The following is a 13,533-nucleotide window of genomic DNA, read 5'->3' on the forward strand; positions in this document are numbered from 1 at the left end:
CCTGGCCCTTTGGATCAAGCGCGTAGACCATTGCGTGGTCTTCCGACCGCTGTGCAGGACGGTACACAGGGTGAAGGTCGGCGACGTCGGCATGGCAGGACCGGTCAGTCCGGGCGGATCCGGGGCGTGGGGTTCTTGCTGAGCGGGATGCCCATCGGTGTGCAGGTGGCGCTGAGTCGCAATCAACCATCTTCGACGAGGGACGCACCATGACCATTGATGCACGGTTTCAAAATGCCCTGAGTATCCTCGAGGCGGGCTCGGGCATGGCCCGGTCCTGGTTCGACGAAGCACATTTCCGCGTGGAACAGAAAGATGATGGAACTCCCGTTACGGAGGCCGACCGCAGCGTGGAGCGACATCTCCGCGACGAGCTCTCACGTCAGTTCCCGGACGACGGCCTGCTGGGTGAGGAATTCCCGGAGGTGGAGGGGACGTCCGGCGGCCGATGGATCATGGACCCGATCGATGGCACCAAGTCCTTCATCCATGGTGTGCCGCTGTACTCCACGCTCCTGGCGTACGAATCGGCCCGGGGAATCGAGTTCGGTGCCATTGCCCTACCCAGTCTGAATCGTTTGGTCTACGCCCAGTCAGGCCATGGATGCTTCGACGGGCAGGGCAGGCGATTGGAAACGTCGAGCCGCCGCGACGTGCAGGGAGCCTATGTCCTCTCGACGTGGCTCGAGGACTGGCCGATCGACCTTATCGACCAGATTCAGAATCAGGACGGCGTCATCCGTACGTGGGGAGATGGGTTCGGCTACGCGCTCGTAGCGGCCGGACAAGCGGACGCGATGATCGACTTCACGGTCTCGCCCTTCGACGTGGCTCCTATGCCGGTCATCATGAGAGAGGCAGGGGGGATCTTCACCGATTTCGGAGGACTCGATTCGATCTATTCCGGAGTCGGTCTGGCCACGGCCACCCGCGAGTTGCACGATTGTATGCTGCGGGATCTCGCGGCGACCGCTGGCTTACCAGGCCAGGACGCCACGGATTAGCACGCTTGCTTTCCACCGTCATCACGAACCGTTGCGCGACAGGTCGTCGGCGAAGTGGAGCAGATCCGCGCCGAGCCGGCGGGCCCGGTCGGCGCCCGCGCCAGGGGCGTCGGTAGCAGGCGACGACGGCAAGCCGTCGGCCGGGGCCCGCCCGGCGGGTTCGCTCTGGATGTCGATGTCGAACACCACGTGGTCCGGGTGGTGCCAGGTCGAGAAGACTTCGACGGGCCGTCCGTGCTGGTCGAAGCTCGCACCCTCCAGCAGAAGGACGGGCGACGACTCCGCCGGCTTCAGCAGCCGCAGCAGTTCCTGATCAACCCGGGATCGGGGCGGTGCAGGTAGGGCGGACAACGACCGGCCGAAGGTCCGCGGGGCGGCGCGTGAGCTCATGCCTCGTCTCGGTCCGGGGACCAAGGGCCCTGTCCCTCAGGGTCGGAACCAAAACAATGGAAGAGGACACGATTCCGCCGCCCGTCGTGCGGGCCCATCCGGAAGCCGAGGCGACCATGCTGAGGATCACGAAGGACCGACCAGCCGCGCCCGATCACAGCGAGGGCCGGATGCGAACAGGGCTGGCCCGGAAGATCGTGGGCGGGTTCTTCCTGTTCACGGGAGGAGTGCACCTCGGGATCGTCATGGCCGACCCGCAGTTGTATGCGCCCTTCGCCCAGGAGTCGTTCATCCCGCTGATCGAGAAGGCCTGGGACAGCATCTTCATGGCCGCTCCGGCGCGCTGGGGTCTCGCGCTCTCCGCGGGCGAGGCCACCCTGGGGGTCCTGCTCCTGCGCGGCGGTCAGTGGGCGAAGGTCGGCTGGATCGGCGTCATCGCCTTCCACCTGGCGCTCATGCTGTTCGGGTGGGGCTTCTGGCTGTGGAGCATCCCGGCGCTCGCCGTCCTGATCTGGGCTGCGCGGGCGGATTGGCCGTCCTTGAGGGCGTGACGGGCGAGTTGCCCGTCCGGGCTCGTGGCGGCGGCCGCGTCAGGGTTCAAGCTTTGGCGTTCGCCGACGGTGACCCCGACGATGGCCCGGACAATGACCGGGCGATCGCGCCGACCACGAGTCCGACACCTGCGCCGACGGCGGCGCCGATCGCGATGCCGGGGCCCCCGGCGATCGCCACCCCGATGGCGCATCCGACCCCCGCGCCGAGGGCGATCCCGATGCCGGGGTATGACTCCTTCAGGGTTTCCTCAGGGCTTCGCTGTTCCATCGCTCGATTCTGGTGGGCCGTCTCGTGGGCGGCAAGGGCCGTGCGACCCGACGTACTCGGGCCGATCCATTCGGCTCCGACGAGTCAGGCGACGTCACGCCTCCAGGCGTGAGCTCGGCATCCGACGGGCCGCGGACAACTCGTGCCGGACGCTGGTGAGGAACGGCGGTCGATCCTGGAGTGTCCCGCGGCCGAGCGCCCCGGCAGCAGCGAGCCCCATCGCGCCGTCGAGCGATGTCCCGGAAGCGGGCGTCAGGTGTACCCCGGGCCGGAGAGCCGTCAGGCGTTCGGAGAAGGCCGCGAGGACCAGGGGCGAGGCCTCGAACAGCCCACCGGTCCACCCGACGGTGAAGGGCAGGCCGGGGACGAAGACCGCGTTGCAGGTACCGGCCAGTTCGGCCCCGGCGTCCCGCAGGATGCCGGACGCCACGGGATCGCCGTCGTGCGCTGCCACTGCCGTCGCCGGCACGAAGGAGGCGAGGACGGCCGACCGGTTCGGGCTGCTGTAGAGCCCCGAGACCAGCTGGTCCGGTGAGCCGAACTGCCCGGTCAGGGACGCCAGGAGCGCCGGCGAGCCTCCTGCCCGTCCGTCGTGAGCCCGCAGGGCGGCCTCGAGTGCTCGCCGGCCCACCCACGCGCCGCTGCCGACGTCGCCCAGGAGATGCCCCCAGCCGTCGGCACAGTGCCACCTCGTGTGGTGATCGGTGCCGAGGGCGATGGCGCCGGTGCCGGCGGCGACGACGACGCCGGGCTCCCCACCGAGCGCCCCCAGGTGCGAGGTGACGATGTCCGATGCGACGAACGTCAGCGATGCCCCGCTGATGGCGCGAAGCCCGTCATGCAGCGCCGCGACATCCTCGAGCAGGCTTGCCACACTCGCCGCGCCCACGGCGATCGCGGTGATGTCGCCGCCGCCGGCCGCAGCGCGTGCCTGGGCCACGAGGGGAGCCAGGGACGCCAGCAGACCGGTGGCGTCCACGCCGTTCCGGCCGATGTCGAGGCCGGGGCCCTGGAACCGGGGGTAGCTCGACGGTCGCCCATCAGGTGCCGCGGCAGGTACGACGGCGACCCGGCAGCCCGAGCCACCCACGTCGACGCCGCAGACGAGGCGTGCGTGCTCAGCCATGCGGGCGAGAGTTGCGGTGTGAGGTGATGACCGCCCGGGTGGTGGTCAGGGCAGCGTCACTCGACGCGAAGTCCTGGTGGGTGAGCGCGACGAAGAGGCAGTCGACCACCAGCAGCTGGCCGATCCTGCTGGACAGGGCGCCGGGCCTCGGGCCGCGCTCGCTGCCCGCCGCGATGAGGGGATAGTCGGCGGTCCTGGCCAGGCTGGAGGTCTCGGCGCCGGTGAGCGCGATCGTGACAGCCCCCGCCCCCGCCGCGACCTCGAGGACGGCGAGCGCCTCGCGGGTCTCGCCGGAGTCCGACACGATGACGGCGACGGCGGGTGCCCCCAGCAGCGCTGCCTCGGTCATGCCGAGGTGGAGATCGGCGGGGCTGTGGCAGATGAATCCGGCACGGGTCAGTTTCTGCTGGAGGTCGGCAGCCACGAGGCCGGAGGCGCCGACGCCGAAGGACAGGATCCGGTTGGCCCGGGCGAGCGCTCCGGCCGCCGCCTCGACGACGGCCGGGTCCAGGTGGGCTGCGGTCTCACGGATGGCCTGCTGCTCCGCGTGGGCGAGCTTGGCGATGATGTCCGCCGTCGCGTCGTCCCGGCGTACCCCGCCGGTCACGACATCGGGGGGAGCGCCCCTGCCCGATGCCGCCGCGAGGGCCAGGCGGAGCTGCGGGTATCCCGCGTAGCCGAGGGCTTTCGCCGCCCTGACGATGCTCGCGCCACTGACGCCGATCTCCTTCTCCAGTGAGGACATGGAGGAACCTGCCACGTGGTCGGGGTCGTCGAGGATGAGGCGCGCGACCTTCTGGGCTGCCGGTGGCAGGCCCGAGAGGCTCGCGCGGATCTTGGCGGAGATCTCGTCGGGTCCCTCGGGGGGCAGGGGGTGGGTCATGGCGCCCATGGGCGTCCTTTCGGCCAGGAGGCGTGCACGTCAGACATGCGTCAGGAAGTCCTGCAGGATGACCTGGCCCGTCCGCAGCCCGTGGACCGGGACGCGCTCGTCGACGCCGTGGACGCCGTCGGAGGTGCGTCCCTCCGGGTCGGCCCCCTGCGGGGAGAACCCGTAGCAGGCGATGCCCAGCGGCGCGAAGGCCTTCGCGTCGGTTCCGCCGCCCAGGCACCGGGGCACGACGACGGCGGCAGGGTCGTGCCGCTGGAGGGCGTCCCGCATGGCCCTGAACCACGGGGAATCGATGGGCGCCTCGACGGGGGGCTGATGGGACAGGAACCGCCGCGTGATGCGGGGGCCGAGCAGGTCGTCGAGGACGGCGAGCGTCTGCTCCTCGGTTCCGGGGAGGCACCGCACGTCGAGCTCGGCGGACGCCGTGCCGGGAATGACGTTGACCTTGTAGCCGGCGTCGAGGACGGTGGGGGTGGCCGAGCACCGGATCGTGGTGCGGGCCACCGTCCCGGCGTCGCCCAGGCGGTCCACGGCCGCCTCGATCCCGGAGTCGCTCTCCAGATCCGCGGCGAAGCCGAGCGCCGCGGAGGTCTGGTCGAGGTACGCGCGGACGGTGGGTGTGAGGACGATGGGCCAGGCGTGCTCCGTGACACGGTGGAGCGCGCCGATCAGGTGGGTCACGGCGTTGTCCGCGTTGGGCCTCGAGCCGTGGCCGGAGGTTCCCGTGGCCGTGACCCGCATGTGGAGGGTTCCGCGCTCGGCTGCCGCTACCGGGTAGAGGCGGACCTCCGCGCCGGCCTCCGAGGTGAGCAGGCTCGGCACTCCACCGGATTCCCCGATCGCCGCTTCGACCCCCCGGAACAGCTCGGGGTGCTCGGCGGCGAGCCAGAGTGCCCCGTAGTCGCCCTTGTCCTCCTCATCGGCCACGAAGGCGACGACGACGTCACGCCGGGGTCCCGACCCCTCGGCCGCCCACCGCAGCAGGGTGGCCAGGGTCATGGCCACCATGTCCTTCATGTCGCTGGCGCCCCTGCCCCAGACGTACCCGTCGCTGATGGTCCCCGCGAACGGGTCCACCGTCCACTGCTCGGGTTCGGCCGGCACCACGTCGAGGTGCGCATGGACGAGGAGGCCCGGCAGGGCGCGGTCGGTTCCCGGGACACGCACCACGACGGACGAGCGATCCGGCGTGGGCCCGAGGATGAGCGCGTCGTACCCGGCATCCATGAGGAGTCCGTGGATGTAGTCGGCGATGTCCCGTTCACCCGCACTCTTGCCGTCGCCGTAGTTGCTGGTGTCGAACCTGATGAGTCGGGCGCAGAGTTCCGCGGTGTCGATCACGGCCATTGGTCCTCGCTTGAAATATGGGGGAAACATTCCATGTCGGAGCGCTTGCGGCACCGTGGGCCGAAGGGCCCGACACGGCTTCGCAAGTGGTTTGCATCACAATACCCAATTGTGTAGCTTGCTTACATCGCAGCCACCGACGACACGGCTGTCGAGTCTTTTCCTCGCACTTCTGTTCGGATCAACGGCCCCAGGCACTCGATCCGTGCGCCTGCAGGCCTTAGCGAAAGAGAACCGATGGCACATTCCCTCCCCGATCCGACCGGCACTCCGGGAACCTCGACGTGGGGGAGGCATGCCAGGCTCCGCCGGGCGGTGTCGGCCCTCGCCGCGTTGTCGCTGGCCCTCGTCCCCGGGTCCCTCGCATCCTCCGCGGCCACCGCTGCGGAGGAGCCCGATCCGGTGACGCTCAAGCTCGCGCTCACCGGCGACATCGATTCACTCAACCCCTTCATCGCGATCCTCGCGTCGAGCACGAACATCCTCACCATGCAGTACGAGGGCCTCGTCAGCTACAGCGCCGAGAACAACGAGGTGGTCCCCGGGCTCGCCGAGTCGTGGGAGACCTCCGAGGACGGCACCGAGTGGACCTTCACCTTCGCGGAGGACAGGAAGTGGTCCGACGGCGAGCCGATCACCGCGAACGACGCCGCCTTCACCTTCCGGGCGATCGAGGAGAGCGACGCCCTCAAGCAGGCCAACGGGTCGCTGCTCGAGAGCATCAAGTCCGTCGAGGCGACGGACGACCAGACCCTGGTGATCACCCTCAACGAGCCGCAGGCACCGAATCCCGGCTCCAGCCTCGCGATCGTCCCCGAGCACATCTGGTCCGAGGTGGAGGACCCCGCGACGTTCGCCAACGACAAGGACGCCGTGGGCAGCGGCCCGTTCACCGTGGTGGACTACAGCGCCACGTCCGGCGTCACCATGAAGGCCAACCCCAACTACTGGCGGGGCAAGGCGAAGGTGGACGGCGTCACCTTCGTGCCGTACCGCAACAGCGACGCCGCGGTGCAGGCACTGCGGACCGGCGAGCTCGACGTCGTCGGCGGCCTCACGCCCGCGCAGTTCAAGGCGCTCGAGAACGAGCCGAACATCACCACGAACGCCGGTGCGGGCCGCCGCTACCAGGCCATCAACCTGAACTCGGGCACCGTGAACTCCGAGGGCAACATCATGGGGGACGGCAACCCCGCCCTGCAGGACGTGGAGCTCCGCAAGGCGATCATCCGCGCCATCGACAGCAACACCCTGCTCGAGCGCGTGCTCGAAGGACTGGGACAGCCCGCTACCGGTGAGATCCCCGCCGTCTATCCGCTGTACCACTGGGACACCGACGAGCTGCCGTACAGCTACGATCCCGAGGCGGCCAACAAGATCCTGGACGACGCCGGCTACGAGATGGGCGCCGACGGCCTCCGGACCGACAAGGAGGGCAACCCCCTGCGTCTCCGGTTGGCGGGCAACAACACGCAGGCCACCCACCAGCAGATGGCCGACTACATCACGCCGTGGCTGCGCGAGATCGGGATCGAGGTCGTCAGTGAATCGATGGCACCGGCCCAGCTCAACGACGACTCCACGCTCGGCAACTACGACATGTACTTCACCGGCTGGGGCATCGGCCCCGATCCGGACTTCCAGCTGTCCATCAACCAGTGCAGCTCCCGCCCCAACGCCGACGGCACCGGTGCCATCAGCGAATCCAACTGGTGCTCTCCCGAGTTCGACGCGCTCTACAAGGAACAGCACACCGAGCTGGACCAGGAACGGCGCAGCGAGCTCGTCGTCGAAGCGCAGAAGCTCATCTACGACGGCGCGGTCAACAACGTGCTGTTCTACTCCGACTCCCTCGAGGCCTACCGGTCGGACCGCTTCGAGCCCTTCACCACCCAGCCCACCGAGGGCGGCGTGATCCTCGGACAGAACGGCCCCTGGGGCGTCTACAGCGCCACCCCGGTGTCATCGGTGGAGACGGCGTCGGTGGCCGCGCCCAACCCGACGGCCGTCATCGCGCCGATTGCGGGCGTCCTCGTGGTGGGCGGCATCGCGGCCTTCTTCCTGGTCAAGCGTCGCCGGGCCACCGCGGACGACCGGCAGTAGCGGTGTCCTCCACACTCGGGACCCAGGACCTCTCGGCGGGGCTCGCATCGGACGAGCCCCGCGGAGGGTCCTCCTGGCTCGGCTACGCCCTGCGGAAGGCCGGCGCGGCACTGATCTCCCTGGTGATGGTGGTGCTGCTCGGATTCTTCGCCTTCCGGATCCTGCCCGGCGACCCCGTCCGCTCCCTCGCGGCCGGGCGCCAGGTCAGCGAGCAGCAGATGGACATCCTGCGCGAGCAGCTGGGCTTCAACGACCCGCTGCTCGTCCAGTTCTGGGGGTACCTGACGGGCCTGCTCCGGGGTGACCTCGGCTACTCCTACACCTACAACGAGCCGGTGCTGGACCTCATCGGGACCCGGCTCGGGCCCACCCTCCTGCTCACCGGGACGGCCGCCCTGCTGTCCGTGATCCTCGGCCTCTGGTTGGGCCAGAAGGCGGCCTGGCGCCGCGGCAGCCTCTTCGACAAGGCCCAGACCGGGCTGGCACTGGTGTTCTGGTCGGTGCCGACCTTCTGGCTGGGACTCATCCTGCTGCTGACCTTCGCCGGCGGCCTGCAGTGGTTCCCGACGGGCGGCCTCCTCACCGCCGGGACCACCGCCACCGGCTTCCCCCTGATCTGGGACGCCGCGCGGCACATGGTGCTGCCGGTGGTGACGATGGTGGCCGTGGTCTACGCGCAGTACCTCATGGTGATGCGGGCCTCGCTGCTGGAGGAGATGACCTCCGACTACCTCCTGACGGCGCGCGCCAAGGGGCTGACGGAGGACGAGGTGCGGCGCCGCCATGCGGTGCCCAACGCCCTGCTCCCCACCGTGACCCTGATCTTCCTCACGCTCGGCGGGCTGGTGGGCGGTGCCGTGACCGTGGAGACCGTCTTCTCCTGGCCCGGCCTCGGCTACCTCACCTTCCAGGCGCTGTCGGCCCCCGACTACCCGCTGCTGCAGGGAACGTTCGTCGTCTTCTCCTCGATTGTGATCCTCATGAATTTCTTCGCAGACCTGATCTACCGTGTGCTCGATCCCCGGCTGAGGTCGGCGTGAGTGCGGTGGCCGGCCCCCGGCCCACACGGACCAGCGTCGCCGCCGCGAGGCGGCGCCAGGCCTTCGCCGAGGGCTGGAAGGAGTTCCGGCGCAACCGGGCCGGCGTCGTGGGGCTCGTCATCCTGCTGTGCGTCATCGCCCTCGCCTTCGCGATCCCGCTCTTCGCCCCACCGAGCGTGCTCGACGTGACGCAGGTGACGTCGGGACGGAACGAACCGCCGAGCCTCGCCAATCCGCTCGGCACGGATCCCGCCGGCCGGTCGGTGCTCGCCCTGCTGATCTGGGGTTCGCGGATCTCCCTCGTGGTGGGCTTCGCCGCCACGCTCGTCTCGATGGTCATCGGCACCGTCATGGGCATGGCCGCCGGACATTTCACCGGAGCCACCCAGGCCGTCCTGATGCGCATCATCGACTTCTTCCTGGTCGTCCCCGGACTCGTGCTCGCCATCGTGCTCTCGAGCGTGATCGGCCCGGGCGTCACCACGATCGTCATCGCGATCGGCGTCACCTCGTGGGCCGGGACGGCCCGGCTGGTCCGCTCCCAGACCCTGACCGTCGAGTCCCGCCCCTACATCGAGCGGGCCTGGGCGCTCGGCGCCGGCGACGGCCACATCATCCGGCGCCACGTCCTGCCCGCCGTGATGCCCCTCGTCCTCGCCAACACCACGCTGACCGTCGGGTCGGCGATCATCGCCGAATCGACGCTGTCCTTCCTCGGCCTCGGCGACCCCGGCAGCATCTCCTGGGGCGCCATGCTGAAATCGGCGCTCGACACCGGCGCGGCCACGGGCGGGTACTGGTGGTACGTCATGCCGCCGGGCCTCGCGATCGTCGTCGTCGTCCTGTGCTTCACCCTCGTGGGCCGCGCCCTCGAATCCGTCATCAACCCCACGCTGCGAGGACGTTAATGGCACGGCTGGAATTCAAGGACCTCCGCATCACCTACACCACCCAGAACGACGGCGGGCGGGGCACCGTCACGGCGGTCGACGGCGTCGACCTCGTGGTGGAACCCGGCGCCACGGTGGGCATCGCCGGGGAGTCCGGCTGCGGGAAATCGACCCTCGCCGTCTCGGTGCTCCGGCTGCTGCCGGCGAACGCCACGATCGAGGGCAGCATCCTCCTCGGCGAGGAGGACATCTCCACCCTCAGCTGGGGCCGGCTTCGGTCGGTGCGCTGGACCGAGGCGGCCATCGTCTTCCAGGGCGCCATGCACTCGCTCAACCCCGTCCGCAAGGTCAGGGACCAGATCGCCGAGGCGCTGAGCATCCACGCGAAGGGAGCCGACGCGAAGTACCGGACCGAGTCCGCCCGGAACGCGCGGGTCGACGAACTGCTGGACCAGGTGGGGCTCGCCGCAGCCAAGGGGCAGTCCTACCCGCACGAACTGTCGGGCGGCCAGAAGCAGCGCATCATGATGGCGATGGCGCTGGCGTGCGAGCCGGACCTGCTCATCGCCGACGAGCCCACCACGGCCCTCGACGTGGTGGTCCAGGCCCAGGTCCTGGACCTGCTCACCTCCCTCGTCCGGGACCGAGGACTGTCGCTGATCATGATCAGCCACGACCTCTCCGTGCTCGCGTCCACGTGCGAGCGGATCGTCGTGATGCAGCACGGGAGGATCGTCGAGGAGGGCCCGTCCCAGGAGGTCATGCACAACCCGCAGCACCCGCACACCGCGGCCCTCGCCTCGGCCTTCCCCACCATCGGCGACCCGGACTCGCGCCTGAGCCTGCCCACCTACACTGCACCCCACGCGCCGTCGTCGACCGGGGGAGCACCGGCCCCCGCGCCGGTGCCCGGAGCGGTCCTGGAGGCCCGCGGCGTGTCGGTGAGCTTCGCCGGCCGGGGCGACGGCGCCGCGAAGGCGGTCGACGGCGTCGACCTCACCTGCAACGCGGGCGAGATCGTGGCCCTCGTGGGCCAGTCGGGATCCGGCAAGACGACGCTCGCCCGGACGCTGCTCGGACTGCAGAAGCCCACCTCCGGCGAGGTCCTCTACCGCGGGAAGCCGCTCGAGCACCGCAGGAAGGCCCTCAAGGCGTACCGGCGGGCCGTGCAGTTCGTGCTGCAGGATCCCACCGCGGCCCTGAACCCCAAGCACTCCGTGTACGAGGCCGTGGCCGAAGGTCCCCGCCTGCACCGGCTGCCCGGCGACGAACGCGACATTGTCGCCGCGGCCCTGGCCAAGGCGGAGCTGAACCCGCCCGAGAAGTACTTCACGGCCATCCCGCAGGAGCTCTCCGGCGGCCAGCGCCAGCGGGTGGTCATCGCCGGCGCCCTGGCGCTGGACCCGGAGTTCCTCGTCGCCGACGAACCCGTCGCGAGCCTCGACGCGTCGGTCCGGGCGGGAGTGCTGGCCCTGCTGCTCCGGCTCCGGTGCGAACTCGGCCTGGGCGCGCTCGTCATCACCCACGACCTCGGGCTGGCCTGGAACATCGCCGACCGGGTGGTCGTCATGTACCAGGGCAGGATCGTCGAGGAGGGCCCCGTGGAGGAGGTCCTGCTGAATCCGCAGCACGAGTACACGCGCAAGCTTTTGAGCGTCGTCCCCACGCGCGACGGTGGCGCCCTCCGCCGCGTGCCGGACGACGGCGATCCACTCCCGGTTCCCGGTCCGGCCTCGGGGCTGCTGCAGTCGGGAACGGCGACGACGGGATCGTCGTCGTGACGGCCCGTCCCGGGCCCGGCCTCCTGCAGCCGGGTGACCGGGTGGGACTGGTCTCACCCTCGGGCACCCCCACCGAGGAGAACGTGCAGCGTGCCGTGCGGCTGCTCACCGGCTGGGGCCTCGACCCCGTGCTCGGAGCCCATGTGCTGGATCGGCATCCCCGCGCCTCCTACCTCGCGGGAACCGACGCGGACCGGGCCGGCGACATCCAGGACTTCTGGTGCGACGCATCGATCGCCGCGGTCTTCTGCATCCGCGGCGGCTACGGTGCGGTGCGGCTGCTGGACCTGCTCGACGTCGAGAGACTGCGTGCCGCCTCCCCGAAACCCCTCATCGGATCCTCCGACGTCACGGCGCTGCACGAGTACTGGGCGGAGCACCTCGGGCTGCCCACCCTGTTCGCGCCGATGGTGGCCACGGACGCCCTGCTCGACGACGACGCCGCCCGCCGGCACCTCCACGAGGCTCTCTTCTCACCGCTCGCGGGCCGCGAATACACCGGTGCGGCGGCGGAAGTGCTCGTTCCGGGACGGGCCACCGGCGTGCTGACCGGGGGAACCCTGAGCCTCCTCTCGATGACCCTCGGGGCACGCGGTCGTCCTCCCATCGACAACCGGGGCAAGATCGGGCTCCTCGAGGACGTCACCGAGGACATGTACCGCCTGGACGGTCTGCTGATGTCCCTGCTGCGCGCGGGCTGGTTCGAGGGGATGACCGGGCTGGCGCTCGGCTCATGGAGCAAGTGCGGGGAGCTTCACGAGGTGAAGGCCCTGGTCGAGGAGCTCCTGTGCCCCATGGGGATCCCGCTGGTCTGGGAACTCGGGTTCGGCCACGGCCCGGCAGCGCACAGCATCCCGCTCGGGGTCGAGGCCACGCTGATCGCCGAGGGGACGCCGCGGCTTGTCCTCGCCTGAGCCGAGCGCTGACTTGGGCGCCGGACGGGGCGCTGCCCCGAGCGCCGGACCGGCACCTGATCCATCCCCGGAGCCTGGCTCCGATCCGGCCCCGCCGGGCCTCGAACGCTCCATCCGGGACCTGCTCGAGGACGCGGTGACGACCGGCGTCGCGCCGTCCGCCGTCGCCGCCGTCGACATCGCAGGGCAATTGTTCGGCCCGATCGCCGCGGGAGCTGCGGTCGCGTTCGGCCCCGACAAATCGCCGCTCAGCGCAAACGAACGCGTGACGGCCCAGGCGGAGACGGTGTACGACCTCGCCTCCGTGACGAAGGTGGTCAGCGCCCTCACACTCCTGGCCCTGGTCGGCGAGGGTGTCCTCGACCTCGACCGGCCGATCGGCGCGCACCTGCCGTCCTTCCGCGTCGGAGAGCGCAGCAGCATCACCCTGCGTCACCTGCTGACCCACACCTCCGGCCTGCCCGGCACCTGGGACGGCTGGCGGACCGTGCCGGCACGCCCCGGACGCGACGCCCTGCTGGCGGACATCCTCTCTCTTCCCCTCGCGGCTACCCCGGGCACGGCCTTCGCCTACTCCTGCGTGGGCTTCACCGTCGCCATGGCGCTCGCCGAGGAGGCCACGGGTCAACCGTGGCCGGAACTCGTCACCGCGAAGGTGCTCGACCCGCTGGCGGCGCTGGATCCGCGGGCGGCATCGCTCACGTTCGGCCCCGACCGGTCCGCGTGCGCCGCGACCGAACTGCAGGTGGTCCCGGTGTGCGGATCGGTGCGCGGCATGGTGCGCGGCGAGGTCCACGACGAGACCGCCTGGGCGCTGGGCGGCGCGGTCGCAAATGCCGGCCTGTTCGGGACGGCGTCGGCGGTCCTGGCTCTCGGCACGGTGCTGCGGGACCGCGCGGAGGCCCTGGTGCCCGAGGCGCTCGCCGTCGAGCTCTGGCAGGACCAGCTCCCGCGCATCCTCGGATCGCATCGCGGGCCGGGGTTCGGTCACGGACTCGGCCTGCGCATCGGGCAGCGGGAGTGGATGGGCGCGCACGGCCGCACCGCACGTGGCCATAACGGCTTCGCCGGGACCTCGCTGCTCATGGACCGCGACCGCGGCGTCGTCGTGGTGCTGCTGACCAACCGTGTCCATCCGTCCCGCGAGCACAACGCCATGGCAGGCTTCCGTTCAGCTCTTGCCGATGCGGTCTTTGCCGCGGCACCCGACGAAAGGGCGTGACC

13 protein-coding genes are annotated in these 13,533 nt (G+C 70.3%); 8 read left to right on the forward strand and 5 right to left on the reverse strand.

The window, feature by feature from the left end; all coding sequences use genetic code 11:
- Positions 1-209 precede the first annotated feature (209 nt).
- Entirely contained in the window at positions 210-1,004 is a 795-nt protein-coding gene (locus MWM45_RS03485; protein WP_247828172.1) for an inositol monophosphatase family protein, read from the forward strand.
- A 21-nt stretch (positions 1,005-1,025) separates the two neighbouring features.
- Here MWM45_RS03485 and MWM45_RS03490 read toward each other — a convergent pair whose 3' ends face one another.
- On the reverse strand, positions 1,026-1,394 hold the full coding sequence (locus MWM45_RS03490) for a UTRA domain-containing protein (RefSeq protein WP_247828173.1): 369 nt from the start codon (positions 1,392-1,394) through the stop codon (positions 1,026-1,028).
- A gap of 56 nt (positions 1,395-1,450) precedes the next feature.
- Between MWM45_RS03490 and MWM45_RS03495 the strand changes: the two genes are divergently transcribed.
- Complete coding sequence (locus MWM45_RS03495; RefSeq protein ID WP_247828174.1) at positions 1,451-1,945, forward strand: hypothetical protein; 495 nt, start codon at positions 1,451-1,453, stop codon at positions 1,943-1,945.
- Between the two features lie 46 nt (positions 1,946-1,991).
- On the opposite strand, the gene MWM45_RS03500 is transcribed toward MWM45_RS03495, so the two are convergent.
- The 4 genes from MWM45_RS03500 to MWM45_RS03515 form a co-directional block, all read right to left on the reverse strand.
- Positions 1,992-2,216, reverse strand: coding sequence for a hypothetical protein (locus MWM45_RS03500; RefSeq protein WP_247828175.1), 225 nt, complete (start codon positions 2,214-2,216; stop codon positions 1,992-1,994).
- Positions 2,217-2,310: 94 nt separating this feature from the next.
- Positions 2,311-3,342 (reverse strand): N-acetylglucosamine kinase, encoded by a 1,032-nt coding sequence (locus tag MWM45_RS03505; RefSeq protein ID WP_247828177.1) that lies wholly within the window; start codon positions 3,340-3,342, stop codon positions 2,311-2,313.
- On the reverse strand, positions 3,335-4,234 hold the full coding sequence (locus tag MWM45_RS03510) for a MurR/RpiR family transcriptional regulator (protein WP_247828180.1): 900 nt from the start codon (positions 4,232-4,234) through the stop codon (positions 3,335-3,337). Before MWM45_RS03510 ends, MWM45_RS03505 begins: the two co-directional genes overlap by 8 nt.
- Positions 4,235-4,264: 30 nt before the next feature.
- Entirely contained in the window at positions 4,265-5,581 is a 1,317-nt protein-coding gene (locus MWM45_RS03515) for a M20/M25/M40 family metallo-hydrolase (protein WP_247828181.1), read from the reverse strand.
- Positions 5,582-5,818: 237 nt separating this feature from the next.
- On the opposite strand from MWM45_RS03515, the gene MWM45_RS03520 reads away from it, so the two are divergent.
- The 6 genes from MWM45_RS03520 (at position 5,819) to MWM45_RS03545 (ending at position 13,531) form a co-directional block, all read left to right on the forward strand.
- A complete protein-coding gene (locus tag MWM45_RS03520; RefSeq protein WP_247828183.1) occupies positions 5,819-7,684 on the forward strand; it encodes an ABC transporter substrate-binding protein in 1,866 nt (621 codons plus the stop codon).
- A gap of 2 nt (positions 7,685-7,686) precedes the next feature.
- Complete coding sequence (locus MWM45_RS03525) at positions 7,687-8,724, forward strand: ABC transporter permease (RefSeq protein ID WP_247828185.1); 1,038 nt, start codon at positions 7,687-7,689, stop codon at positions 8,722-8,724.
- Positions 8,721-9,632 (forward strand): ABC transporter permease, encoded by a 912-nt coding sequence (locus MWM45_RS03530; RefSeq protein ID WP_052274188.1) that lies wholly within the window; start codon positions 8,721-8,723, stop codon positions 9,630-9,632. The genes MWM45_RS03525 and MWM45_RS03530 overlap by 4 nt, the downstream gene beginning before the upstream one ends.
- Positions 9,632-11,395, forward strand: a complete 1,764-nt coding sequence (locus tag MWM45_RS03535) for a dipeptide ABC transporter ATP-binding protein (RefSeq protein WP_247828187.1) — start codon at positions 9,632-9,634, stop codon at positions 11,393-11,395. Before MWM45_RS03530 ends, MWM45_RS03535 begins: the two co-directional genes overlap by 1 nt.
- Positions 11,392-12,309, forward strand: coding sequence for a S66 peptidase family protein (locus MWM45_RS03540; RefSeq protein WP_247828189.1), 918 nt, complete (start codon positions 11,392-11,394; stop codon positions 12,307-12,309). The genes MWM45_RS03535 and MWM45_RS03540 overlap by 4 nt, the downstream gene beginning before the upstream one ends.
- Before the next feature lie 136 nt (positions 12,310-12,445).
- A complete protein-coding gene (locus tag MWM45_RS03545) occupies positions 12,446-13,531 on the forward strand; it encodes a serine hydrolase domain-containing protein (RefSeq protein ID WP_247828195.1) in 1,086 nt (361 codons plus the stop codon).
- The last annotated feature ends 2 nt before the right edge of the window (positions 13,532-13,533 follow it).

The organism is Arthrobacter antioxidans, assembly GCF_023100725.1.
In the GTDB taxonomy this organism is placed as follows: domain Bacteria; phylum Actinomycetota; class Actinomycetes; order Actinomycetales; family Micrococcaceae; genus Arthrobacter_D; species Arthrobacter_D antioxidans.